Source organism: Parabacteroides sp. AF19-14 (assembly GCF_003635485.1).
GTDB lineage: Bacteria > Bacteroidota > Bacteroidia > Bacteroidales > Tannerellaceae > Parabacteroides > Parabacteroides distasonis.
This window is the reverse complement of record NZ_QTMJ01000007.1, coordinates 59,462-85,208: the sequence shown is the minus strand read 5'-3', so window position 1 is coordinate 85,208 and position 25,747 is coordinate 59,462. Positions and strand designations below refer to the sequence as shown.

Below are 25,747 nucleotides of genomic sequence, written 5' to 3'. Positions count from 1 at the left end.
TCTTACAACCACCCCTCCTTTTTATACCATTCGATACTTTCTTCCAAGCCTTTACGTAAAGGATAGGCTGGGATAAAACCTAAATCATCTTGAAGAGGCGTGACATCGCAAATCCAGTTACGCTGCTTCAAGATGATGTATTTATCACTATTTAGCGTCATACTTTTCTTCAACAACTTACCGATCCATTCTGAACAGTGGCAAGCGATACGCACCAATCCCAGCGGTATACGGGCATGCAATACCCGCTTCTTTCCTAAGATATCTTGTATCATACGGGCAAAAGACTCATCCGTATAGACATCTCCGTCGGCTACAAAATAATGCCGGTTCTCTATCTCCTCTTTCTCAAGGGAAAGGAAGGCCACGGTCGCTAAATCTTTTACATAGATAAACGTGATTCGCTGGGGAATAGCGCCTACGGCGAAATCGAGTCCCGACTTTACGCTTTGTATTTCCATGAAATAATCCTTCTCACCCGGCCCGTATACTCCTGTAGGCCGCAAGATCACGTAAGGAAAATAGGTTTGTTTACGGATGTAGTTCTCCGCCTCTAGCTTACTTTGGCCATAAGCCGTGTCCGGCCGCTGCGGATCGTCCAAGCGTATCGGGCGGAAAGTTTTCTCGTCGCCTCGCCCATAGCTGCTTAGGCTGCTCATCAAGAGGAATTTCTTCGGTTTGCAGCCGGCGGCGGCTAAAGCCTCGATAAATCGATGCGTATTCTCGGCGTTCACACGGAAAAAGTTTCGCTTATCCAATGTCTTCGTCAACCCGGCGTTATGGATCACATAATCCCATGCCCCATGCTCACGGGCAAAGTCTGAGAGTTGAGCCGTAAGCGCTTCCTGATCGCCATATTTCAAGTCGATGAAATGAATCCGCTTATCTTGCAGATGCGCTTTACTGCTACCCGCACGGATACCCGCCCACGTCTCATAGCCACGGCGAAGCGCCTCCTCTACCAAGAAACCGCCGATAAAACCACTCGCTCCGGTTATCAATATCTTCATATCCTTCATTTTTCTTTCATATAAAATGTATAATAATACCACAACAACCCGATCCAATTCAAGAACAGGATCGTCAGCATCCAAAGAATCTTTTGTTTCTTACTGATGAACGGGTTTTGCGATACGGCCTTACATCCGAACAGGATTACGGCAATACCTACGATATAACCGATCTCCGGCAAGCTTATCCAGCAAATGATTTGTGGTATCATAAAAATAGAGTTATTCGTGAAAAAGAATTATTCGTGTTGGTGTTTCTTCAAGACTCGGTGCGGCAAGTCACCATGCCCCACCAACTCGATCGGACAAGCGTATTTCTCGCCCAACCATTCCTCGGAGACATTCGCTCCCGGGTGATAATGCAAAGTCTCGTTTACGCAAGCGATATTTTTCACCATCGTCAAAACCGTACCGATATCATGGGAAACCAAGATGATAGCGCTCTCTTTATTGATCTCTTCCAAGAGCTGATAAAAACGAGACTCGAATCGTTTATCCACATACGAATTAGGCTCATCCAAGATCAATACCTGCGGACGGGAGACAATAGAACGCCCCAATAAGACCCGCTGCAACTGGCCACCGGAAAGCTCACCGATGGCCCTGCCCGCCAACTCCTCCAATCCCATCTGTACGATCACCTCGTCTACACGCTCTCTCTGGGATCTATTGAATGGACGGAACAAGGGTTTCTCCGCGGATAAACCGGAAGAGATCACTTCCCGTACGGAGATCGGAAACTTCTTATCGATCTGGCTCATTTGGGGTAGATAACCGATCTTCAAGGAAGGAACCTCTACATTTTCATCGTAAAAACGAATCGTTCCGGAAATAGGAGGCAATAGACCTAGTATCACCTTTAAAAGCGTCGTTTTCCCGCCGCCATTCGGTCCGATAATTCCCAAGAAATCATTTTTCCACACATCCAGCGTTACGTTACGTAAGGCGATCTTATTACCGTATCCGGCGGTAACCTCTCTCAACTCAATCAGCTTGTCCATCGGCTAACGATTTTGCGATATGAATCATTTCCTTACCCCAATCGTAATCCAGCGGATTGATCGGGATCAGACGGCAACCTGTTTCTTTAGCGATCAACTCGGCGTTCTTCTGGTCAAACTCCCGTTGGATAAACACGACTTTCGCATTATGTTCCCGTGCGGTCTCGACCAGTTCCTTTAATTGTGCGGGAGACGGTTCTTTTCCGTCCATCTCGATGCAAAGCTGGGTCAAGCCATATTCGTTAGCCAAATAGGTCAGGGCCGGATGGTAAATAATAAATGTCTTATTGTCAAGAGAACGTAACAAACCGGAAACGGTCTTTTCCGTCTCTTCGATTTCTTTCGTCAGTTGCTCATAATTCGCTTGGTAATATTCCTTATTCTCCGAGTCCAAAGACACAAAGGCATCCAAGGTGTTCTTGGCGATCACCTTCGCTCCAGAGATAGAGCTCCACGTATGCGGATCGACGCCTCCGGGATGATGATGGTGGTGGTGGTGATCATGTTCCTCTTCTTCCTCGGGGCTTTTAAGTAAATCAATTCCTTCGGACAGGTCAAAAACCTTGAGTCCCGGATTATTATTCCGGATATTATCCATCCAAGCCTGTTCGAACCCGATCGATCCGATCCTTAAATAGCCTTGGCTTTTACCCACCTGCACCATTTGCTGCGGTGTAGGATCATACGTCTCCGGACTTTGCCCTGCCGGAACCACACAATTAATCTTAAATTTATCTCCGGCTATCTTCTCCGCAAAATACCGTTGCGGCTCAATCGTCACGGAAACGATCCTCTCATCTGTCCGCTTATCGCCGCAGGCCATAAGTATCAAGACGAAAAGAGCCGATATCAATACCTTAAATTCTTTCATACCACATATATATTTTCGCAAAGGTAACGAATATCGGGTAATAAGGCAGCAAGGAGACGATTCAAAGTTATCAGGAACTAGCTTGACAACTTCCCCGGACAAGGCATTTGCGTAAACTATGTTTTACGAACATATAGCCATCGGTAAATGAATAGGAACAGTTAAACCGGTCCAGAAAAGCCGGGATTTGGACGACATCAGTTTCTTTATGATACGTACAGATCGCGAAATCCAAGTGATCCGCTTTCGCGAATAATTCCATACAGCCCTGTAAAGCCATACATTCCGCACCTTCTATATCCATTTTTAAGAAGATATCTTTTCGAGACTTGTCTTTCAAGAAATTATCCAAAGCAGCATTAACGTCATCGTCATGATCGCTGATATATTTCTTTACGATCATCGTTTTCTCTTTCCACGGCTCAAAAGTAGCCTGAAGCGCCTCGATCCATTTATCCTCATATTCAAAAAGATAAACAAAACGGGTAACCTCGATGGTATCCAGAGCGGTAAATCCCTCAGCGGAACCAATATCCAAGAGTGTCTTTCCTCTAAATTCTTCCATGGAATCCGCATAATGATGGGGGTGTCTCACGTCTTGCTCGATCAACAAAGCCCGATAGCATTTCTCGATCTTAGATGTGCTATACTCTCTCGGAAAATATAATCGTTTATTTCCCCGGTGCATCACATAAGGCAATTCTTTCTCCTTATCCCACTGAACGGCAATTGGCATATCCAAATATTCCGTAGCGAAATCATAAGGATAGCGTGTATAGCCCTTTTTTCGGAAATAATCATAATACGCTAATTTAGGGGAAGAAGGCTCAAACACTTTGGTATAGTAAAAAGGTAACGTCCCATATAATATGCTTTTCAATTTCATCATCGAACCGGTAAACATTTCATCTAGTTTTTAATAGGGCGTAATATACGAGAAATATCTTAATATACATAACAAATCCCCGTATTACAACCGATAAGTAATAATACGGGGATTTATAGGGAAAAAATAGGCTACTCTATTTTTACTCGGCCAGCCATTTATTCATCTGTGTAAGGATCCGCTCCTTCATATCCTCCGGCATATTGCCGATACGGGCACGATGGCTACCTCGGGGCTGGATATAGATTTGCTCATTCTTCTTGCCTTTGAAAGCGGGAACCATGGCTGCGCTCCACGGGTCGATCTCGCCATAGATGAAGATCATTTTTGGATCGTTGTCTTTCAAGAAGTTATAGATCTTGTGGTACAGAGCCGGACGGAAGTCTACTTTATCGACCAGTTCCCCGGGAAGCATGATACGGTTCAAGTATCCGTGGGCACTATCGATCGTAAGGTATTTCTTGAAAGGTTTTACGTCATAGCCATAATAACCGAGCTCACGGGCGGCTTGTACGAAGAAAGAGATATTCGGCTGGTTCTCGGCGAAGTAATCAGGACCGCTGATATTCATCAGATAGTCGAAGAGCGCTTGATCGTCGGCAGACTTGGAAGGGATCGTACTTACCGAAGTTCCCCACTGCCAAAGAGCGAATGAATATTCCAGTACGCAATAATCCAATACCTCGGGCATCGGGATACGGAATGTCAGGTTTTTATTCTTACAATAGCTCTCCAATAAAGGAAGCATATCGGACTTACGTTTCAAGACTTCCAATTGAAAATCCTGTATCTTCTCGCGTTCCGCTTTCGTACCTACCTTACGTAAGAAAGGTTCGTGGCGGCCATCCTCTACGCCTTTACATAACGGACCGACATAAGGAACGGAGAAATCCACGTCGTCCGGGAAAAAGGCACGGTAAAGCATTGTAGTCTGTCCCCCCTTACTGATACCGGTACTGATCCATTTTTCCGGATAGATCTGCTTGAATGTATTGCGGACGTTATGTAAATCGTACGCAGAGTTCTCGGCGGTCAGATAATCCCAGTTTTTAGGTTCCGGCGTCGACTCCAAGAAATAACGGTACTCCACAAACACTAAGTTCGCATTCAATAGTTTAGATAGTTCTTCCTGATATTTCGGATTGAGCGCATAAGCCGCTCCATATCCTTCGGTCACGATAATGGTAGGACGATCATAACCTACATGGCCTACGATAACCCGTTGCGTAAATGTTCCGGCGGCGGGGTCTTTCGGATCGACCTGCTGAGTAATACGTACTACATATTTCTCCGGATAATAATCGGATTGAAGTTTTTCAATGCCACTAATTCCTTTTAGGGCGGCAAGCTTCTCTTGTAAATCTCCGGGAGCGGCCATTACCGTCATCACCGACAGGAAGAAAAGAAGCAAGAAGTTAAATGTTCTTCTCATGGTAATTTAGTCTTTTAGATATTGTATTGTTCGTAATAATCCCTCATATTTGGTGCGTTTCACCGCCGAATGTGCAAAGATACGATTATAATCCTCACGGCTCAATGCCTTGAGGTCGTCTTTTTTAAGGGAGAGCAAAGAAGGGGTGGGATGAAAGGCTGCTACTGCCGTAGGCATAGCGAAGCGGTTCCAAGGACAAACGGCTTGGCAGGTGTCGCATCCATAGATACGGTTACCTAAAAGGACGGCTTGCTCAACAGGGATTTCTCCACGATGCTCGATCGTAAGATAAGAGATACATTTACGGGCATTCAAACGTTTCGGCCCTTCCAAGGCTCCGGTAGGACAAGCGTTCAAACAGCGGATGCAGGAACCGCAGTGATTCTTTTTGGGGGAATCATAGGTATCGACTACCAAAGTTGTCACGATCTCCCCAAGGAAAAAGAAAGAGCCTTTGCCCGGGATGATTAGGTTCGTATTCTTTCCGATCCATCCCAAACCAGCTTTCCAAGCCCAATAACGCTCTAACAGAGGGGCGGAGTCCGTGAATACACGGGCCTCATTGTTGGAGGGATGATGCTCGGTTATCGCTTTCCATAATTGGCGAAGTTTATCCTTTACGACCCCATGATAATCTTCTCCGTACGCATAATACGAGATATAAGGTTCCGCCGGATTCCGGAGAACTTTCGGATAATAATTCAAGGCTACTGAGATAACTGATTTGGCACCTTCCACCAAGCCATCCGGATTGAGACGAATTTCCCGATGATTCTCCATGTATTTCATTCCAGCATGGTAGCCTTCCGCGATCCATTGGTCAAAATAAGCCTCCTCGCTCCCGGCCTTCGCTACTTCAGCGATACCGCAAGCGGAAAAGCCTAATTCCATAGCTTTATCTTTTATAAACTGGGAGATACCCATTATTCAAAAACTTTAAACTCGTAGCCTTCCTTTAAGAGCCATTCGACAGCCCGGGGCATTGCCTCACGCATATTGCGCTCGGCTTTCAAGGAATCGTGGAAGACGATAACAGAACCATTACGGGTATAGTTCTTTACCACGTTGAAGACACCGTTCGGAGTCATATGAGGGCTATAGTCACGGGTGACCACATCCCACATCACGATATGATAATGGCGGCGAAGCCATACTACCTGCGGAAAACGCATATGCCCATGAGGAGGCCGAAATAAATTGCTGGGAATATATTCGGCTGCCTTCTCCACATTCGCCAAATAATTCTTCGTCCAGAACTTGATACCTTGGATATGGTTGAACGTATGGTTACCGACACGGTGCCCACGATCTATCACCATCTGGAAGACCTCGGGATGCTTACGTACATTATCCCCTACCATAAAAAAGGTAGCCTTGATCCCATACGTATCCAATATATCTAAAACCCAAGGGGTAACCTCGGGAATCGGGCCGTCGTCGAAGGTGAGATACACACACTTCTTCTCTGCCGGTATTCGCCAAGTTACCCCCGGGAACAGTGCCCTGTAAAACCAAGGCGGTTGTTCTATAAACATACTTTGTTAGTCTTTTGCCACTGATCCGTACGCCATACGGTAATTATCAAATTCCTCTTGATAAGGCTTAGCGAACTCCGGATTGTATTGTTTGCTCACACGCAATACCTCTTGGAGAACCGCCAAGTTATGACCTAAATCACTCTCGACAGATGATAATTGCCCCGGACGCAAACGGAAATACCAGTTTATACTGCGCAACGCATTGTCCGCTATACCTTTATAAACCATCTCCGCCTTCTCCTTCTGGCCCAACTCGTAATACAGCTCACCTAAAGAAAGAGCGCTATAATCCAACGGAACATTCTCGGGAGGCAATACTTCCATCGCCTTATCCAATACGTTCAGTGCTTTCTCATTCTTGCCCTCAGCGACCAAAGCGGCAGCCAGCTTGCTGAACAACGCAATACGATAGCTCTTGCACATCCGCATTACATTCTCATCCAAGTACACACCCGGCGTATTGACACCACCCCATTTGAACTTATTCATCACGTTGTCATACATCTTCTCCGTATTGATCGAACGAACAGTTCCCTGTGTCTCCATCGGAACGATCTGATAAGCCATACCGGTCTGCTGGAAGTACGGATCCAATTTCACGAACTGATCCGGGCTTACGGTAATCGCGTAATAGATCGGACGGTTCCAGTCATTCGTCTGCAACATATCCAAGATAATCAACTCTTGCTTACCCAAGACATCCTTGCCTTTCAAGTCAATCTTCATCTCTTTCTGCAAATACGGCAAGTTAGCGGTATCGATCACGCCGGCAGCCATAACCGCGGCGGAATCTACCCCCATCGTCAATGTCTGCGCAGGAATATAATCTAATTCTTGATTGATACCCGGGATCTTCTTAAACTTCGGATCGTTGCTACGAACGAAATCAAGAGCGGTCTTCAGATCGATCGACTTATCCGTCATCGGGAATACATAAGCGGCATCACGAGTACCTTGCACATAATCCTCCGGTTGCCAAGAGATTGGAAGCGGATCGGATTCGTATGCTTGCTTCTTCATTTGGTTGATATACCAGTCGGTTTGCAAATAGCTCGTATTACATACACGTACATCCGTACGGATACCTTCCACCTCCTGTGCGTACCACAACGGGAACGTGTCATTATCACCATTCGTAAATATGACAGCGTTCGGCTCGCAAGATTCCAAATAGTTCGCACCGAAATCACGGCAAACATAACGGTTCGAGCGATCATGGTCGTCCCAGTTCTGCGCACCCATCTGGATAGGAACCAACAAGCACAGTACCGTAGCGACAGAACCCGCTATCACCGGAGATAACTTGCCATACTTCTGCAATCCTTTCGCCAAGGCCGCCACACCGAAACCGATCCATATACAGAACGCATAGAATGATCCGGCATACGCATAGTCTCGCTCACGAGGTTGATACGGCGTCTGGTTCAAGTAAAGCACGATCGCGATACCCGTCATAAAGAACAAGAAGAATGTGATCCAGAATCCCTGAATGCCCTTCTTTCCGGCATAAGCTTGGAATAGAAGCCCCAAGATACCCAATAGAAGCGGTAACATATAATATACGTTATGCCCCTTATTATTGATAATATCGAACGGCATATCCTCTTGCGGGCCCACTAAAGCCTCATCAATAAACGGAATACCGGTTATCCAGTTACCATTCGAGACCTCACCGTTACCTTGTATATCGTTCTGCCGTCCGGAGAAGTTCCACATGAAATAACGCCAGTACATGAAATTCAGCTGATAAGCGAAGAAATAACGCAAATTCTCGGCAAATGTAGGTTTCATCACCGTCACCATCTCACCACAACGGTTGAACTTCACCGGTGTACCTTTCACTTGTGCCCACTCCTTATAAGCAGCCACATGACGTCCGTCGCTACTATACATACGGGGGAAAAGCATACTCAACTCATCCACGTATTCGTATTCCGTATCGTAACGAGAGATATAATAATGATCCTTCTCGTTTTTATCTTTCTTAATGACACGGCTCCAAGTCGGCTCACCCTCTTTCGATACAGGTACGCAAGTACCGCCTTGGTTCTCACGCTTCACCTCGGATACATAGGTCTGGCCGTAGATCAACGGAGTCTTACCGTATTGCTCGCGAGCCAAATAAGTACGCAAGGTAAAGATATCTTGCGGAGCGTTTTGGTTCATAGGCGTATCGGCTGTCGCACGGATCAATGTCAAGGCATAGGATGAATAACCCACTACGATTACCATCAAGCAGACCAAGATCGTATTCAGCATCTTGATATTTACCTTCTTGCTCATGAACAAATAAGCCGTCAAGGCCGCCGTAAGGATCACGGCGATCACGTAACCGCTACCGATAAACGGAATACCCAACAATACGATCGAGAGGATAAAGGATATCTTCATCCGCACCGGATGGATCTCGTCTTGCATCGTCTCCCAGATCGCCCAGATCAAGGAAGCCGCCAAGATAATCACGAACGCATATACACCCGAGTTATACGGCATACCGAACGTATTGACAAACAACAGCTCGAAATAACCGCAAACCTCAACCAAGCCTTGTACGACACCATACATCATCAAGCCCACGATAGCGAACGACACCAATAAAGCGATCAGCGTACCCTTCATCGTAGGATTCGGGAATTTCTTATAATAATATACCAGCACGATAGCCGGGATACACAATAAGTTCAGCAAATGGACACCGATACTCAGACCCATCAAATAAGCGATCAGCACGATCCAACGATCAGCATGCGGACGATCGGCGGCTTCTTCCCATTTCAAGATCAACCAGAATACCAAGGCGGTAAACAAGGAAGAATAAGCATATACCTCGCCCTCCACGGCGCTAAACCAGAATGTATCGCTAAACGTATAAGCCAAAGAACCTACCAAACCGCAACCCATGATCGTAATCATCTGTCCCAGAGACATCGTCTTATCGTCTTCCACGATAATCTTACGAGCCAAATGAGTAATACTCCAGAAAAGGAATAAGATCGTCAGGCCGCTAAAGAGGGCGGACATCGTATTGACCATTACCGCCACCTTGGAAGGGTCCGAGGCGAACTGCGTAAATAAATTGGCTGTTAACATGAAGAAAGGAGCTCCGGGCGGATGCCCTACTTCCAATTTGTATGCCGAAGAGATAAACTCACCACAATCCCAGAAACTGGCGGTGGGTTCCATTGTCATCAGATAAACGGTAGAAGCGATCAAAAAAACGACCCACCCCAACACGTTGTTGATTAGTTTGTACTTTCCCATACTTTGTATAAGTGTGATAATTAATTGTTTCTACTTGCATACCCACACGGGCAGTCGGCCGCAAAGGTAATCATTTACGTTTAATACCTAACGTTCCATTCCCCTATAAATTATATAGAATAGATTAGAATTATATTAAACAAACCTTATCACTCAAGTGTTAATAGAATAGTTGAGTATTAAAATTATAGGGAGATGAAAGAAAATTATGAACTAATTGATAATGAAGAACGCCACCAATATGAATTTCATATAGAGCGATACGTTCCCAGAATAGAGTATATAAAAAATAAGGATGGGGTAATTTATCTCACCCACACTGAGGTTCCCATGGAGCTTGGAGGTAAAGGAATTGGTAGCCAATTGGTGGAGAAAGTGCTCTTGGATATCGAAAAGAAAGACTTACGTCTCGTCCCGTTATGTCCGTTCGTAGCTGGATATATTCAGAAGCATCCGGATTGGAAACGCATCGTAATGAGAGGCATACATGTTTAATATCTATAACAAAATTATATGGGAAAGAAGATCGAATATACGAATGGTGAACTCACCATTATCTGGCAACCGGAGTTATGTCAACATGCCGGTATCTGTGTAAAGACTCTTCCCGGTGTCTATAAGCCGAAGGAGAGACCCTGGATACAGATAGAGAACGCGACAACCGCGGAATTAATTGCCCAAATCAATCAATGTCCGTCTGGCGCGTTGACATACCGAATGAATAAAGAGGTGAAATGAGACACCCCCCGCCTGTTTCATCTTGATAGAAAGGAGTATTCCGCATCGGATACTCCTTTTTTCGCCATAAGGGCCTCTTTCTATGATTTTTTGCTAGTTTTGTGATCTAGATTCACTATCAATGAAACAAATATGATAAAAAGACATTCTATCTTAACGGCAATCCTGCTTTGTTTCGTCGCTTTCACACAAGTGATGGCACAAGAGATGCAGGAACCCGAACCGCTTCCGATCGACCCAAAGGTTCGATACGGGAAATTGAGTAACGGATTGACCTACTACATCCGTCACAACGATCAGCCCAAAGACCGGGCAGACTTTTACATCGCCCAAAACGTAGGCTCCATCTTAGAGGAAGACAATCAACGAGGTTTGGCTCACTTCTTGGAACATATGGCTTTCGACGGCAGTAGGAACTTCCCGAATAACGGGATGGACGAATATATCGAGAGTGTAGGTATGCGCAGCGGGGAAAACTTCAACGCCTATACCTCCTTTGATGAGACCGTCTACATGATTACCAACGCCCCTGTCAACAAAAGCGGCGTGGTTGATTCTTGCTTATTGATCCTTCACGATTGGTCCGGGTTCCTAGCCTTGACCGACTCGGCTATCCAGAAAGAACGTGGGGTCATCCGTGAGGAATGGCGTACCCGACAGGATGCCCAGACTCGTCTATGGGAGCAGCAACTACCCAAGATGTACCCGGGAAGCCGTTACGCGAACCGGATGCCGATCGGTTCGATCGACGTGATCGAGAACTTCAAGCCGGACGAGTTGAGGGCTTACTACAAAAAATGGTATCGTCCGGACTTGCAAGCGATTATCATCGTGGGAGACGTAAATGTAGATCAAGTGGAGGCAACGATCAAAAAGATGTTCGCCGATGTCCCTGCCCCGGTCAACCCGGCAAAACGGGAACAAGTATCGGTTCCCGACAATGATCTACCTCTGATCTCGATCGCCAAAGACAAGGAGGCATCCAATACGATCCTTTATATCTTCTATAAACACGATAAATTGCCCAACGACTTGAATCGTACGATTGCCGGATTGGTAAAGGACTATATCCAGCAAATATGCGCGTCGATCATGGACGAGCGTTTCGATGACATCTTGCATCAAGCGAATCCTCCGTTTATCTATGCGGAAGCCTACGACGATGATAATTTCATGATCGCGAAAAGCAAGGGAGCATGGACCGTAGCCGCTCTTGCCAAGGAAGGCGAGATCGATTCCACACTGACCACGCTTGTCAAAGAGACTCAACGGGTAAAACAATATGGCTTTACGCCATCCGAGTATGAACGGGCACGCATCAACGTGTTGAAACAATACGAGTCCGCTTACAACGAGCGGAATAACCAAAAGAACGACGCTTATGTCCGTGAATACGTGAACCATTTCACCAACGGCGGTTATATCCCGGGCATTGAGATGGAATACACGCTATTGAACCAGATCGCCCAGAATATCCCGGTAGAGCAAGTCAACCAATATATCCAAGATATGATCGGAGAGGATAATATCGTGATCGGGTTAACCGGACCGGATAAAGAAGGTATAAAATACCCGACCGAGGAGAACCTGCTCCGTACGTTCCTCAAAGCACGACAGATGCCGGTAGAGCCTTATAAGGAAACTGTCTCCAACGAGCCTTTAGTCCCGACCTTGCCGACCCCGGGCCAGATCACGGAGACAAAGACCGGCCAGCACTTCGGAGCGACAGTATTTACCTTAAGCAATGGTATCAAGGTGGTATTGAAGCCTACCGAATTCAAGAAGGACGAGATCATCATGACCGCTACCAGCCCGGGAGGAAGCACTTTATTCGGCACGAAGGATATTGATAACTTAAAAGTTTTCAATGACGTGATCGAGATCGGTGGATTGGGTAATTTCTCCGCCACGGATCTAAGTAAGCGTCTGGCCGGAAAGAAGGTATCTTGCGCCCTATCGCTCAGTCAAGATAGTGAGAACGTGAACGGAATGGCCGCTCCTTCCGATTTGCGAACCTTATTCGAGTTAATTTACCTTAGCTTCACGGCTCCCCGCATGGACGAGGAGGCCTACGCATCTTTCGAGACACGGACAAAAGCGCAATTGCAGAATATGGAGTTAAATCCCATGGTCGCTTTCAGCGACTCTTTGTCTAAAGCGGTTTACGGAGATAATCCTCGTGCGTCACGTCTTCGTCCACAAGATTTCGAACATATCAGTTATCCTCGTATCATGGAGATGCGCAAGGAACGCTTCTCGGATGCTTCCGGTTTCGTATTCACGTTTGTAGGTAATATCCAGATCGATAGTATCCGTCCGTATATAGAGCAGTATTTAGCGACATTGCCATCTCAAGGAAAAATTGAGAAGGGAAATCCGGCGGAGGTTCCATCGATGCGTAAGGGAGACTATATGAATCGATTCAACCGCTCCATGGAAATCCCGAAAGTAACGGTAGCCAACCTCTATACCGGACAAATGGAGTACAATCTGGAGAATATCATCACCGCTACCGCATTGAAACAAGTTATGGACTTGGTATATTACGAGAAGGTACGCGAGAAAGAAGGAGGAACGTATGGCGTCGGTGTATCCGCTAGAATCTCACCTTTCCCGGAAGGAAGAACGACATTACAGATATTCTTCGATACGGACCCGGCTAAGTGGGAGCAGATGAACACAATTGTCCGCAATGAGTTGAAACGGCTTTCCGAGGTAGGCCCTCGTCAAGAAGATTTCAAGAAAACACAGGATAACCTGCTGAAACGTCATGCGGAAGTCTTGCAGGAGAACAGCTATTGGTTGAACGTATTGGATGATTATTATTATAAAGGATTTGATACCGATACGGATTATGAGTCGATTGTTAAGGCGCTGACTCCCGAGAAGATAAAGGCATTCGCCCAAAAGCTTTTGGGACAGGGTAACCGGGTAGAAGTTATCATGCAACCCTAGTTACTATTTTGAGGGGATGAGACGGGGCGTGCCCCGTCTCTACTTTGATTTCTTTAGTTTAAAATGATCGAATCCTTCCCCATAAACCCCGATTACGGCGCTTTGGGATACAAAGGCGGTCGGATCAATATCATTAATGATACGGAAAATCGTAGTGGATTGCCGTTTTTTAGCGAGCACGAACATCATCTTCTGTTCTTGCCCCGTATATAACCCGGTAGCATCGATCACCGTAACCCCTCGGTGCAACGCATTAATCTCCTTACCAATCTCTTGATACTTCTTCGAGATGATAAAGAATTGCACGGACTGGCGGGCACTGTTCACGATCTGATCCAGCACGAAACTACAAACATATAACGTTACGAAACCATATACCACTTTCTCCCAATCCTTTAGCACGAAATAACTGGAGGTGATAATAATCATATCGCAGATCATCATGACCCGTCCCAGCGTTATATCCCGGTATTTATTGATGATAGCGGCAATAATATCCGTTCCACCCGTACTACCGTTCGAGGAGAAAGCGATACCGATACCACTTCCGCAGAAGGAGGCTCCCAGCACACATGCCATAAACGGTTGATCTTGTAATAAATGCATCCCGGCTGTCAGCTCCTGGATAAGGGACAAGAAAAAAGTAAGCGTAAACACGGCGAAGATCGTCTTGATACTGAACTTAAAACCTAATATTTTCAAGGCAAGCATCAGCAAGACGGCATTAATGAGGAAGTAAGTGTACTGAACGGGAAATCCCGTAGCCCAGAAAACAATGGAAGCGATACCCGGCACTCCACCTGTCGTAATGTCATTCGGCAAAAGGAAAACGGTCCATCCGATACCGTAAAGGATCATCCCCAACGCAATCATCAAGTAATCCTTCATCTCTCTGAACATTACTTGTCTGGAAGTCACTAATAAAGTAGGTTTCATCTTATTTGTATATTTTTGCGGGCGCAAAGGTAGTGAAAGTTATCGGACGTAGGTTATTTCCTTTTCCATATTCCCCATAAATATTCTCCCTAGTATCATCCCTTCAATAATATCTCTTTGGCAGCGAAATAAACGATAAAAAACCTTTTTGATCAACATAAGGCAAATATCATGACAAGTACTTCTGGCGAAAGTAGCGAAATAGCGGGAAGGAGAAGGCTATAAACGGCGTTTTTTGTTAAAAAGGACCACTTTTCACGCATGAATAGCCACGAAAGCCTATGCAATAGGCCGCATTAGGCGACGCGTATACTCACGTTAGGCATCATGAGTAGTCAAGAATAGCGTCGCAAGTACCCGTGAATAGGCATTCGTACCCTATTATAACCCTATCATTACCCTATTATTTCCCTTTTTTGGCCTCCAGATATGAGTTATGATGAATAAATTCCGCTAGAATAAAAGGCCGTTTTCAAGCATCTATCTACCAACCAAGCAATTGCTGATTTTTCCTTGCGTATTTAGGGACAAGCCGTACTCTTGTACGGAAAAAACGATTCTCCGGGACTTTAGTCTACAAAGTGTCAGATTGATATATGAGCTTGTTTCGAGATGATATAGAGAACGTATTCGCTTCGCTGAATGGTTACGACACCGGATAAAGTGTCCTGAACATTCTTAATGTACCCTTATTTGGATTCGGATATTCGCAAGCCGAGAAACAACACTTATCATAAAAACCTACAGCATTGTATTCTTGTGTATTCAAGGCCTCTACTGTAATAAATTGGCAACCCGCCAAATCCTGCTTTTGTGCTTTTTGGACAATAGCCTCCACAATGATCTTCCCTAAACCAGACTTATGGTAATTCTTGTCTACCGCTAAATAAGCAATTTCCAATGCGGGATAACGGGGTTTAGTCAAAAATATATCTTTGTAATTATCAGTAAATTCTGGAATATTTGTATTAGAGACTCCTGTTATAATTTCATTTCGATCATCAATATCTAAATCCAAGGAATCAAAACTCAAAGCAAACAATGCTAAGACTGTCGATTCTTTTAAACTCTCCTTAACGATATAAGCACTACAATAATGATTTGCGATACTAAGATCAAAACCATCTTGGATAAAACAATCCATAGGAATAACACCACAACAAAAGTCATGTAAACAAGATGTATCTGTTAAGCGCTCAAAAATATATTCCATGATCAAATATTATTTCCATAGAATGGAAACCTCTTTGGTAATCCGACGGTTTCTTTGGATCTCCTTTTTATCTCGTTCGTCCAAATCTCCAGTCTGAATACGAAGAGCTTTCTCTTTGATCTCTTTGGCGAATTTACCAGAGACAAGCGTCCTCTTTGAATTCATTCCTAACATAAAAAACTCCTATACTTTAGATGTATGAAACAAAGGTATAAATTTTTCAAATCTGTTCCTAATTAACGAGTAAGAAATTTCCTAGAATGGTATGAGACGTAACATAACGCTACGTCTCTACAAAATATTTCACTCTGTACCTAAAATACTCACATTATCGATCTCCTCTCCTCTTTCATTTCGCAGACATTGAATTTCCTTGATCTGGCGGTCGAAAAACATGAGCAAGTCATTGATGAGCCGTCCGTTCTGGGATAAAAGCAAAACCCCATCCATCAATTGCGTTGACAGGTAGCGAACTTTCATATTACTTACATGTTGATCGGGACGCTGCAGATAAACGGCCATACATCTGTACAAAATTGGTGCTATTTGTATCCACGGCAGTTTTAGACCTACCAACAGATTTTTCACGCTTTGCAACTGATGGTTCAGATAATCGAAATCATCCTCATCTTTCTCAAAACGGCACGCCTCTTTCAAGCGTCGTGCCTCTTCCTTAAAAAATACATCACTCAACATTTCCATGTTCGAAACCGGAGCGTCTTGCTCTGAACCGACAGGTTCAGTTACGGAATAGATCTTTTCCTCTTCCATAATATATTAGTTGTAAGCAGGCGGAAAAAAGAACGGTCCCGCCTGACCCGTTGATCAACACTTTACCAGAAAGCTGGAGGCACATTAATGCACTCCACGGGGGTACGGAACCGTCATATCGGATCGGTTACAGGCAAAAAAATGCCTGCAACCGAATAGAAGCAGGTATTCTACTCTGCTTTCTGGTTTTAAAATGTTGATCACTGCAAATATACTTTTTTTTCCGGATATCTAACCTATAAAGGATAAATAATGTCTAGTAAGTAAAAAATCTGGAGATGATACCTCTGTTTTTACAAGCTATGCTGGAACATCCAAGCCAGATAATCCGGTTCGGCGAAAGCGTTATCCCAACTGTTATGGTCTACACCGGGAAATTCCTTATAACGGACATCAGCTCCTGCTTTCTTCAATGCCTCATTAGCGTCACGGGAGAATTGTACATCGACTACGCTGTCGGAGCCGCCATGATAAATACTGAAAGCCGTCTTGCCCTTGAAGTTCGCCAGACGTTGCAAATTCGCTCCACCGCAAATCGGGGCGGCAGCGGCAAACAGGTTCGGGTAACGCATCACGATATCGAACGTACCCATACCTCCCATTGATAGGCCGGTTACGTAAATGCGTTTCGTATCGACCTTACCTTCCGCTATATAACTATCCAATAATTCCTTGACGGCGGCCATCGATTGTGTGGCCGGAGCATTCAACGGATAGAAACGCTTTCCTTCTTTTCCGGCGTTCAATCCCTTATATTCAGACCAAGTCTTCTCGGCCGGGCATTGAGGCGCTATAATGATAGCCGGATATTTGGTTTGATTCTCGAAAGAAGCGAACATATCGCCACCATGTACTAATTGGGCCTCATTATCCGACCCTCGTTCGCCCGCTCCGTGCAGGAACAGGATTACCGGGTATTTCTGCGCCGGATTATAATCTCGGGGATACAGAACCCGATAATTCAATTGATAACCATCACGAGCCGTAAACTGCTTTTTCAAAAAACTAGCCTTATCACCAGCATATCCAGCAACGGAGAGAAGAAGGCAAAGAGACAGAAAAAAGATACTTCTAAGTGTTTTCATAATCATATATTCAAATGTAAATACTATCTACCTAGATCGATAACTTCCGCAAATATAATTAAATAGTCTGTTAAGGCGTTGTATAATATCAAGATTAAACCAACTATTAGGACGTGAGCGGATTCGTTGGGATGCTTTAGATGTAGATTTGAGCTTGTCTATCATAGCAAATCCAGATAAATACCCGTTAGTAAGTAAATAATCGAATATTGTATGTATTTTGTAGAGACAGATTGTCCTATCTCTACAAAATACATTTGAAAATGATACCGGAAGATTATTGGGCTTCCTGTATTTTTGTCGCTTCTGATACACCGTTCTCGTTGAAAGCCTCGATGGTGAAATAATAAGGCTGGTCGGTGGACAGACTCTTTAAAAGTAATTCATTCTTTCCGTATAGGAGCCATGAATTGTATAGTTTATCGGGAGCGATGCCCCAACGGATGTTGTAGCCTTGGCTGTTTTTGACAGCGTCCCAAGTGATCATAGCGTCACGGCGATCCGCTTGGCGAACGACCTTGAAGTTCTTCACCGTCGCAGGTTTCTTGCCCTCACCGATACCGAACACACGCAAGTCCGAGATCGCCAGATGAGGCGTCGGGACCTCTATGTTCTTATAACGGACATAACGGACACGAGCCGGATTATCCACTTGTACGTAGTCATTCGGGACATCCTTATAATTATTCCGGCGATCCACCAACGTTACCCAATCCTGCCCGTCCAAAGAGCCTTCCACCGCATAACGGTGGCGTAAACCGGGAATACGTCCATACATATTCGATTGATGATCGTGATAATTCACTTGCACAGCATACACCGTAGCGGGAACCTCCAGATCGATCTCTACCCATTCGGTATCTCCATTCGTGCGAGCCATCCAGAATGTCTTACATTCCTCATCCGTCAAGTTGGCCGGAAGGAAATTGGCGGAAGTCTTGGGACGGTTCGATTCCGTGAATCCTTGCGCGGCGGGAGCGGAACCCTCCGCATACGAGGAAGCTTTCACCGGCTTTTTATAAGAAAGCAACATCCACCCCGTAAACTCACCTTTCTTTCCCGGCTCGGCGGGAGCGTAATGCGGATAATCACCGAAGTTATTATCACAATACATAATGCCCTCCTTATCGAAGAAAGTAGGATACATGCAGAGGCGACGCTCCCAATTCACCGTAGCCGAGAGAGACATAGATGCGAAATGCCAATAATTACCTCCCGGCCCCACCAAGGTACTTCCGTGTCCGGCACCATTCATGAAACCACCGGGCTTATAGCTTACCGGGTTATGCGATTGGTATTTATACGGACCTAATGGGGAGTCCGCCACATAAACACCATCGGCATATACGTTGAATTCCGTACCGGGGGCGGCATACTGCATATAATATTTACCGTCGTGCTTGGTCAGCCAAGCACCTTCCATATAGCCCCCCAATACCGTATCGGTATGGTTCTCGCCAAAACGTTCCCAGCCATGCTTCGGCATATCCAAGCCGAAAAGCTCGACCGTCTCACCCTCGATCAAGAAACGGTCATCCTTATTCAGTTTCTTGCCCCGAAGCGGATAAACATTGGAAGAACCCCAGAATAAATAAGCTTGCCCGTCATCATCGATGAATAAATCCGGGTCTTGTAGGTCGTGGAGTATAGCAGGAGTAGCGTTCCAATTACCCGATTTCGGATCATCGGTATAAAGAACGCTCATGGAGCCGGACGGATCACCCATCACATAAAGCACGGAATCCTTATAATTATGAGCGGCGGGAGCGTTGGAACCCTGAGGATACCAGTTTTTACCGGGAGTGATAAAATCCCAGTTCAACAAATCTTTCGAATGCCAATAGCCATGCGAACGGGTTACGAACATATAATACTCGCCCCGGAATTCTACGACAGCGGGGTCCGCGCCCGAACGGTAAGACAGGTTGTTCGATGAGTTATAAATCATATACGTATAATCCACATTAAGCGGATTACAATACGTATTCGCCCGCATGGATTGAGCGGTGGCGGAACCTCCGGAAGCAGCCAAGAACAGAGCCGAAAAGATATATTTTGATAATAGTTTCATGTTGATATGTATTAATTTTTACCGCAGAGAGAAAGAAGACTGATTCGCCTCGTCGGCAGAATTCAAGCCTACCCAAACCGTGAAATCACCCGGCTCGGCTTTCTTCTGCATATCGATACCATAGAAAGCCAGCAAAGCTTCGTCAATCGTGAAAGAGACTTGCTTCTTCTCGCCCGCTTTCAAAGTCACCTTCTCGAAACCTTTCAGCTCTTTAACCGGACGGGTCACGCTACCCGCCAAGTCGCGGATATACATCTGGACGACCGTCTCGCCATCCACCTTACCCGTATTCTCTACCTCAGCCGTTACCGTGATCTTGCCCCCTTTCGTGAAAGAGTTCTGATCCAGCTTCATAGAGTTCACGGCGAAAGTCGTATAGCTCAAGCCATAACCGAACGGATACAACGGTGTGTTAGGCACATCCATATATCTGGATTTATAATCCGTATCCGGAGCTTCCGGAGGAACCGGGCGGCCTGTCGGTTTCTGATTGTAATACAGAGGCAATTGACCTACCGTACGAGGGAAAGACATCGTCAGGCGAGCGGACGGATTATAATCGCCACTGATCACATCAGCCATACCATGACCCGCCATCGTACCCAGATACCAAGCCTCCAAGATACCGTCGACATGCTGATCCTCCCAAGAAAGATCCAAAGGACGTCCGTTCACCAAGATCAAACCAAGAGGTTTACCCGTCTTTTTCAATTCTTTCAACAAGGCTTGTTGAGCGCCCGGCAATTTCAAGTCCGTACGGCAAGCCGCCTCACCACTCCAGTTGAAATCCTCGCCCATAGCCGCCAATACGATATCCGCACGGCGAGCCGTAGCGATCGCCTCAGCGAATTTAGATGAATCATCAGTCAAGAGATCACATCCCTCGGCATAAATGAACTTCACGTTCGTACCGGCATATTTCTCGGTCAGACCCTCGAACAAAGAGATACTCTCCTCACGCTCACCCCGGCCGGCCCACTCGCCATTCTGGTTGATCTTATCTTTTACCATCGGGCCGATCAAGGCTACCGTAATATTCTTATCCTTCGAGATCGGGAAGAAGTTATTATCATTCTTCAAAAGGACGATCGAGCGAGCGGAAGTCTCACGAGCTTCTTGCAAGAACTCCGGCTTCATGATCGTATTCTTCTCACGCTCATTGTCCAAGTAACGATATGGATCATCGAACAAACCCAAGAGGAACTTCATTTCCAAGATGCTCGCCACGGTACGGTCGATATTCTCTTCCGAGACTTTACCCTCTTTCACGGATTGTACAAGATGTTGACTATAAATACCCCCTGTCATATCCATATCGATGCCAGCGTTCGCGGCCAGTTCTCCCGCCTCCTTATCATTTCGCACGATACTATGGGCTACCATCTCATTGATACCGGTATAATCGGTAACCACGAAACCATTGAAGCCCCAGTCCTTACGTAACAGGTCGGTCATCAACCATTTATTACCCGTGCTGGGCACTCCGTTGATCTCATTGAAGGAGGCCATAAACGTAGCGACTCCCGCTTCCTTAGCCGCCAAATAAGGCGGCATATAATAATTCATCAACGTATTTTGCGACAACTCGGACGTATTATAATCACGTCCGGCCTCAGCGGCCCCATAAGCAGCAAAGTGCTTGCAACAAGCCAAGACCGTATTTACGTCAGCCAACGAACGCCAATCGTTTCCTCCTTGGAAACCCTCGACACGGGCCTTCGCAATCAGACTTCCCAAATACGGGTCCTCACCGGCACCTTCCATTACACGTCCCCAACGGGCATCCCGGGAGATATCCACCATCGGGGCGAACGTCCAAGCGATACCGGAAGCGCTCGCCTCATCCGCCGCAATCGCCGCACTTTTACGCATCCGCTCCAAATCCCAAGAGCAGGATTCCGCCAACGGCATCGGGAAAATCGTACGATAGCCGTGCACGACATCATAACCAAACAATACGGGTATCTTCAAACGGCTCTCGGACAGAGCCATCTCTTGCATTTTACGTACGCCATCTACCGTATATACATTAAACAAGCTTCCTACAAGACCTTGTTTCAGCAAAGTCTCATAATCCCCCGTCATAACCGGGCCGGTCACATCCCAGTTACAGGAGTATTGGGCCATCTGCCCCACCTTTTCCTCCAAGGTCATTAATTGGAGCACAGAATCTACACGGCGTTCAATATTTTTGTCGCCGCTGAAGCTTTTCCAGCCACTTACAGCGGGTTGCTGGCATCCACCTAAGGTAGCGGCAACGGCCGCACCAGCGATAAAAGTCGTTAACCTTTTCATTATTCGTATCTGTATTATTTGTTCCAAGTTACCTGCGCCGATTTCACGTCCCGGGAGTTCGTACCTACGTAAATATTGAATAAGCCCGGTTCCCAGATGTATTCCAATGCGCTGTTATAAAATTTCAAGTCTTCCGGCGTAATCATAAAAGAGACTTTTCGGCTCTCACCCGGTTTCAAGGAGATCTTCTGGAAGTTCTTCAACTCTTTCATCGGACGGGAGATGCTGGCAGCCGGATCGCCGATATATAACTGTACGACTTCCTCGCCCTCTAGCTTGCCCGTATTCGTCACCTGTACGCTGGCGGTCAATACACCGTTCTCTCCTTGCACACTCGTCTTATCCAGCTGAAGATCACCGTAAGAGAAAGTCGTATAACTCAAGCCATAGCCAAACGGATACAAAGGATCGTTCGTGATATCCAGATATTTAGAAGTGAAATGATCATCCGGATTCATTGGGCGGCCTGTTTTCTTAGCATTGTAATACAAAGGAATCTGGCCTACGCTACGAGGGAATGTAGTCGTCAATTTACCGGAAGGATTCACGTCGCCGAACAATACGTCCACCAATCCGCGAGCTGCGGCGGAACCTCCATGCCAAGCCTCAACGATCGCGGAGAATTGGCTATCCTCCCACTCCAAGGTCAACGGACGGCCGTTCGCCAAGACCAACACCACCGGTTTACCGGTCTCCAACAAAGCTCTCAACAGCTCTTTCTGGCTCTCCGGCAAACTAATATCCGCACGGCTGCAAGCCTCTCCGGACCAGTTATTCGGCTCACCCATTACAGCGATGATACGATCCGCATCTTTCACTTGCTCAACCGCTTCCTTCACCAAACGGGTATTCTCCACCGGATCAACCTTCAAGCCACTGGCTTTCGCCAACATCGGCTCGTTCGTCAAATTACATCCCTTGGCGAAGATCACACGGGCCTTATTGCCAACCATTTCCTTCACGGCCTGCACTACGGAAGCCGACTTCGCCGTATCGATACCACACCATGTCCCGAACAACTCAACCTTCTTATCCGCCAACGGGCCTACCACGGCGATCGTCCCTGTCTTTCGCAAAGGCAACAAACCCTTGTCATTCTTCAACAAGACAATGGATTTACCGGCGATATGGCGAGCCGTATTCATATGCTCATCCGTGAATGTATTCTTTTTCGCACGATCTGCGTCCAAGTAGCGATAAGGGTCCTCGAACAAGCCCAATTTATATTTCGCCTCCAATACACGGCGGCAAGCCTGATCGATATCCGCTTGAGACACACGGCCCTCTTCCAGCGACTTCTTCAAGGTCGTGATATAGCCGTTCGTCATCATATCCATATCCAAGCCGGCATGCAAAGCCAAGGCCGATACGGTCTGCGTATCACCCAGACCATGATTGGTCATCTCGCCGATCGAATTATAATCGGAAACGACAAACCCATTGAATCCCCATTGATCACGAAGCAAATCGGTCAACAACCAACGGTTACCCGTAGCCGGAATCGCCTCCACCAAATTAAAGGAAGACATAACCGTGGCACAACCAGCCTCTACAGCCGCTTTATAAGGCGGGAAATACTCATTAAACATCTTGATACGGCTCATATCCACCGTATTATAATCACGACCGGCCTCGGAAGCGCCATACAAGGCAAAGTGCTTCAAGCAAGACAAGATCGTGTTCTCTTTCGTCAAGTCATCTCCTTGATAACCTCTCACCATGGCGGCGGCGATCTTTCCACCCCACCAAGGGTCCTCTCCACTACCCTCGGCGATACGTCCCCAACGAGCGTCACGGGCGATATCCACCATCGGGGAATACGTCCATGTCACACCGTTTGAGCTGGCCTCGATAGCGGCGATACGGGCACTTTGCTCGATCAACGTCGTATCCCAGCTACAAGACAAAGCCAATGGGATCGGGAAGATCGTATGATATCCATGAATCACATCCAGTCCGAACAAAAGCGGAATTCCTAAGCGAGATTCCTTAACCGCTATCTCCTGCAATTTACGGAACGTCTCCAGCTCCGAGCCTCCCGTAGCACCCAGCCAGCCCCGACGAATCGTCTCGTCCGCACCTTCCGAGCCACTCAAGATGCCGGGAACACCCCCACCGGACAAGTTCAGCTGTCCGATCTTCTCATCCAAAGTCATTTTACCCATCAACTGATCGATAAACGTATCCATCGCTCTCGTATCTTGAACGGGCTTTTGTCCGTATGCCGCAAGTGCCAAACAAGCGGCGAATGATAATATAATCTTTCTCATGTTATTTAAATATTAAGATTCTCTCGCATTATGGATCGTGAAACCCAATTTCTTCAAACCGTCCTGGATTTCCGGACAGCTCATAAACAAACGCCACAGAAGGCCCGTACGGTAATTCTCGATCATCGGGGTGATCGTACATTGGTCTATCGCCAGATAACGACGCGGATACCAATTCTCGCCTTCACTGAAAGCGTCGTAAAAACCATACTTACCCCAGATGCTATCTCCCAGATTGAAATAGAAATGCTTCAATGCCTTCGAGGATTCCTCCGGTGTATACGGATAACTGCTCAAGGCGGCTGTCGGCGTAATTACCCCATGATCGTTGGAGGGCATATGCGCGTTATAGCCTTTCACGGAATAGCTGGCGGTCAATCCCCAGCAAGCGTCGCTATATCCCTTGAAGCCCTTCGGATTTTCCGCGCAATAACGGTAATCGATCAATACGTGATTCCGGTTCAAGTCCCAGTAGTTAGCGTATCGATCCGATAAGCCGACCGGACATAGGCCGATATAAGAATAATGTGCCCAGAACAACGGACCGCCGTACTCCTCGGCATAATTATGTTTCAAGATCAAAGGTAAATCGTAAGCGACCGCATCGCTCTTGATCCCTCCTTTACGAGCCCATCCGTTATGATAAGCGGAAGCCGGGATCGGATACGTAGGCGAAGACGCCGCCAAAATATAAGTAATCAGACATTCATTGTAACCTTCCAAAGGAAAATTCATCTCCCATGCGTAATTCGGGCTCCAATGCCAATACAATACATCCTGCCCGTTCAAATACCATGTCCATTCCATCTCACGCCATAGCTGGTCAATCTTCGCGGCCAACGCTTTCTCGCTCGCATTACCGTCCTTGAAATATTGGCGTACGCATAAGAGACCTTGCATTAAGAAAGCGCTCTCTACCAAATCGCCTCCGTTATCCTTCTGGCCGAAAGGCTTTACCTTACCCGTAGGTCCATGCATCCAGTGAGGCCAGACCCCGTGGAAACGATCGGCCTTCGCCAAGTAATCAGCGATTTGATGAAAACGGGCCACACCTTCCTCACGGGTGATAAAGCCACGCTCAATACCTACCAACAGCCCGGCGATGCCAAAACCACTACCTCCGGTGGTCACGATATCAGCATCGTTCTCAGGATACACGCCATCCGTATGGATACGCTCACAGGCCAGTCCGGAGGTAGGCTCCGCACCTTCCCACATATAATTAAAGTGAGCCTTTTGTATATAGGTCAAGAATTCATCATCCGACTGAAAATCCAACTTACGCTCATTGGGCGTAGACTCTGCGGATGTGTCACTTTTCTTGGCCTCATGACAAGCGGTCAACGAAAAGCCAAGCAACAGGGTAACAACGCCTGTACGGAAATAGGTATTCATAGATATATACATTTAAAAT

Annotated in this window: 21 protein-coding genes; 3 read left to right on the top strand and 18 right to left on the bottom strand. The window is 46.3% G+C overall.

The features are described 5' to 3' along the window. Positions 1 to 2: 2 nt before the first annotated feature. The 9 genes from DWX33_RS09175 to DWX33_RS09135 all read right to left on the bottom strand — a co-directional run bounded on the left by DWX33_RS09175 (position 3) and on the right by DWX33_RS09135 (position 9,999). Positions 3 to 1,010, bottom strand: a complete 1,008-nt coding sequence (locus tag DWX33_RS09175; RefSeq protein ID WP_008778983.1) for an NAD(P)-dependent oxidoreductase — start codon at positions 1,008 to 1,010, stop codon at positions 3 to 5. Between the two features lie 5 nt (positions 1,011 to 1,015). Beyond that, a complete protein-coding gene (locus DWX33_RS09170; protein WP_005860253.1) occupies positions 1,016 to 1,222 on the bottom strand; it encodes a hypothetical protein in 207 nt (68 codons plus the stop codon). Between the two features lie 27 nt (positions 1,223 to 1,249). Then, positions 1,250 to 2,011: a metal ABC transporter ATP-binding protein gene (locus DWX33_RS09165; protein ID WP_008773137.1), complete on the bottom strand. Its 762-nt coding sequence runs from the start codon at positions 2,009 to 2,011 to the stop codon at positions 1,250 to 1,252. Next, entirely contained in the window at positions 1,995 to 2,882 is an 888-nt protein-coding gene (locus tag DWX33_RS09160; RefSeq protein WP_122380242.1) for a metal ABC transporter solute-binding protein, Zn/Mn family, read from the bottom strand. The genes DWX33_RS09165 and DWX33_RS09160 overlap by 17 nt, the downstream gene beginning before the upstream one ends. Before the next feature lie 70 nt (positions 2,883 to 2,952). Further along, positions 2,953 to 3,771, bottom strand: a complete 819-nt coding sequence (locus tag DWX33_RS09155) for an FkbM family methyltransferase (RefSeq protein WP_233570149.1) — start codon at positions 3,769 to 3,771, stop codon at positions 2,953 to 2,955. A gap of 139 nt (positions 3,772 to 3,910) precedes the next feature. Continuing rightward, positions 3,911 to 5,200 carry a S28 family serine protease gene (locus DWX33_RS09150; RefSeq protein WP_122380240.1) on the bottom strand — a complete coding sequence of 430 codons (1,290 nt, stop codon included), beginning with the start codon at positions 5,198 to 5,200 and terminating at the stop codon, positions 3,911 to 3,913. A gap of 6 nt (positions 5,201 to 5,206) precedes the next feature. Next, positions 5,207 to 6,124 carry a tRNA epoxyqueuosine(34) reductase QueG gene (gene queG / locus DWX33_RS09145; protein ID WP_122380239.1) on the bottom strand — a complete coding sequence of 306 codons (918 nt, stop codon included), beginning with the start codon at positions 6,122 to 6,124 and terminating at the stop codon, positions 5,207 to 5,209. Beyond that, entirely contained in the window at positions 6,124 to 6,735 is a 612-nt protein-coding gene (locus DWX33_RS09140) for a polysaccharide deacetylase family protein (protein ID WP_005860262.1), read from the bottom strand. The genes queG and DWX33_RS09140 overlap by 1 nt, the downstream gene beginning before the upstream one ends. A 6-nt stretch (positions 6,736 to 6,741) precedes the next feature. Then, positions 6,742 to 9,999 carry a DUF2723 domain-containing protein gene (locus tag DWX33_RS09135; protein ID WP_008778978.1) on the bottom strand — a complete coding sequence of 1,086 codons (3,258 nt, stop codon included), beginning with the start codon at positions 9,997 to 9,999 and terminating at the stop codon, positions 6,742 to 6,744. A 195-nt stretch (positions 10,000 to 10,194) separates the two neighbouring features. On the opposite strand from DWX33_RS09135, the gene DWX33_RS09130 reads away from it, so the two are divergent. The 3 genes from DWX33_RS09130 (at position 10,195) to DWX33_RS09120 (ending at position 13,692) form a co-directional block, all read left to right on the top strand. Further along, complete coding sequence (locus tag DWX33_RS09130; protein WP_036614495.1) at positions 10,195 to 10,494, top strand: GNAT family N-acetyltransferase; 300 nt, start codon at positions 10,195 to 10,197, stop codon at positions 10,492 to 10,494. A gap of 18 nt (positions 10,495 to 10,512) precedes the next feature. Continuing rightward, the gene (locus DWX33_RS09125; RefSeq protein WP_005860269.1) at positions 10,513 to 10,737 is read left to right on the top strand and encodes a (4Fe-4S)-binding protein; all 225 of its coding nucleotides are present in this window, start codon (positions 10,513 to 10,515) and stop codon (positions 10,735 to 10,737) included. A 132-nt stretch (positions 10,738 to 10,869) separates the two neighbouring features. Beyond that, positions 10,870 to 13,692 carry a pitrilysin family protein gene (locus DWX33_RS09120; RefSeq protein WP_122114997.1) on the top strand — a complete coding sequence of 941 codons (2,823 nt, stop codon included), beginning with the start codon at positions 10,870 to 10,872 and terminating at the stop codon, positions 13,690 to 13,692. A gap of 39 nt (positions 13,693 to 13,731) precedes the next feature. On the opposite strand, the gene DWX33_RS09115 is transcribed toward DWX33_RS09120, so the two are convergent. The 9 genes from DWX33_RS09115 to DWX33_RS09075 all read right to left on the bottom strand — a co-directional run bounded on the left by DWX33_RS09115 (position 13,732) and on the right by DWX33_RS09075 (position 25,740). Further along, entirely contained in the window at positions 13,732 to 14,628 is an 897-nt protein-coding gene (locus DWX33_RS09115) for a YitT family protein (RefSeq protein WP_087346180.1), read from the bottom strand. Between the two features lie 646 nt (positions 14,629 to 15,274). After that, entirely contained in the window at positions 15,275 to 15,841 is a 567-nt protein-coding gene (locus tag DWX33_RS09110) for a GNAT family N-acetyltransferase (protein ID WP_087346177.1), read from the bottom strand. A gap of 9 nt (positions 15,842 to 15,850) precedes the next feature. Next, positions 15,851 to 16,006: a hypothetical protein gene (locus DWX33_RS22370; protein WP_154396191.1), complete on the bottom strand. Its 156-nt coding sequence runs from the start codon at positions 16,004 to 16,006 to the stop codon at positions 15,851 to 15,853. 138 nt (positions 16,007 to 16,144) lie between these two features. Further along, positions 16,145 to 16,612, bottom strand: a complete 468-nt coding sequence (locus DWX33_RS09105) for a hypothetical protein (RefSeq protein ID WP_122380238.1) — start codon at positions 16,610 to 16,612, stop codon at positions 16,145 to 16,147. A 293-nt stretch (positions 16,613 to 16,905) separates the two neighbouring features. Beyond that, positions 16,906 to 17,703, bottom strand: a complete 798-nt coding sequence (locus DWX33_RS09100) for a prolyl oligopeptidase family serine peptidase (RefSeq protein WP_008777709.1) — start codon at positions 17,701 to 17,703, stop codon at positions 16,906 to 16,908. A gap of 271 nt (positions 17,704 to 17,974) precedes the next feature. After that, on the bottom strand, positions 17,975 to 19,768 hold the full coding sequence (locus tag DWX33_RS09090) for a family 43 glycosylhydrolase (protein WP_122380237.1): 1,794 nt from the start codon (positions 19,766 to 19,768) through the stop codon (positions 17,975 to 17,977). Between the two features lie 18 nt (positions 19,769 to 19,786). Next, positions 19,787 to 22,063 (bottom strand): beta-glucosidase BglX, encoded by a 2,277-nt coding sequence (gene bglX / locus DWX33_RS09085; RefSeq protein ID WP_122380236.1) that lies wholly within the window; start codon positions 22,061 to 22,063, stop codon positions 19,787 to 19,789. A gap of 14 nt (positions 22,064 to 22,077) precedes the next feature. Next, positions 22,078 to 24,333 (bottom strand): beta-glucosidase BglX, encoded by a 2,256-nt coding sequence (gene bglX, locus DWX33_RS09080; RefSeq protein WP_122380235.1) that lies wholly within the window; start codon positions 24,331 to 24,333, stop codon positions 22,078 to 22,080. A gap of 12 nt (positions 24,334 to 24,345) precedes the next feature. Then, positions 24,346 to 25,740, bottom strand: coding sequence for a glucoamylase family protein (locus tag DWX33_RS09075; RefSeq protein WP_008777708.1), 1,395 nt, complete (start codon positions 25,738 to 25,740; stop codon positions 24,346 to 24,348). Positions 25,741 to 25,747: the final 7 nt, after the last annotated feature.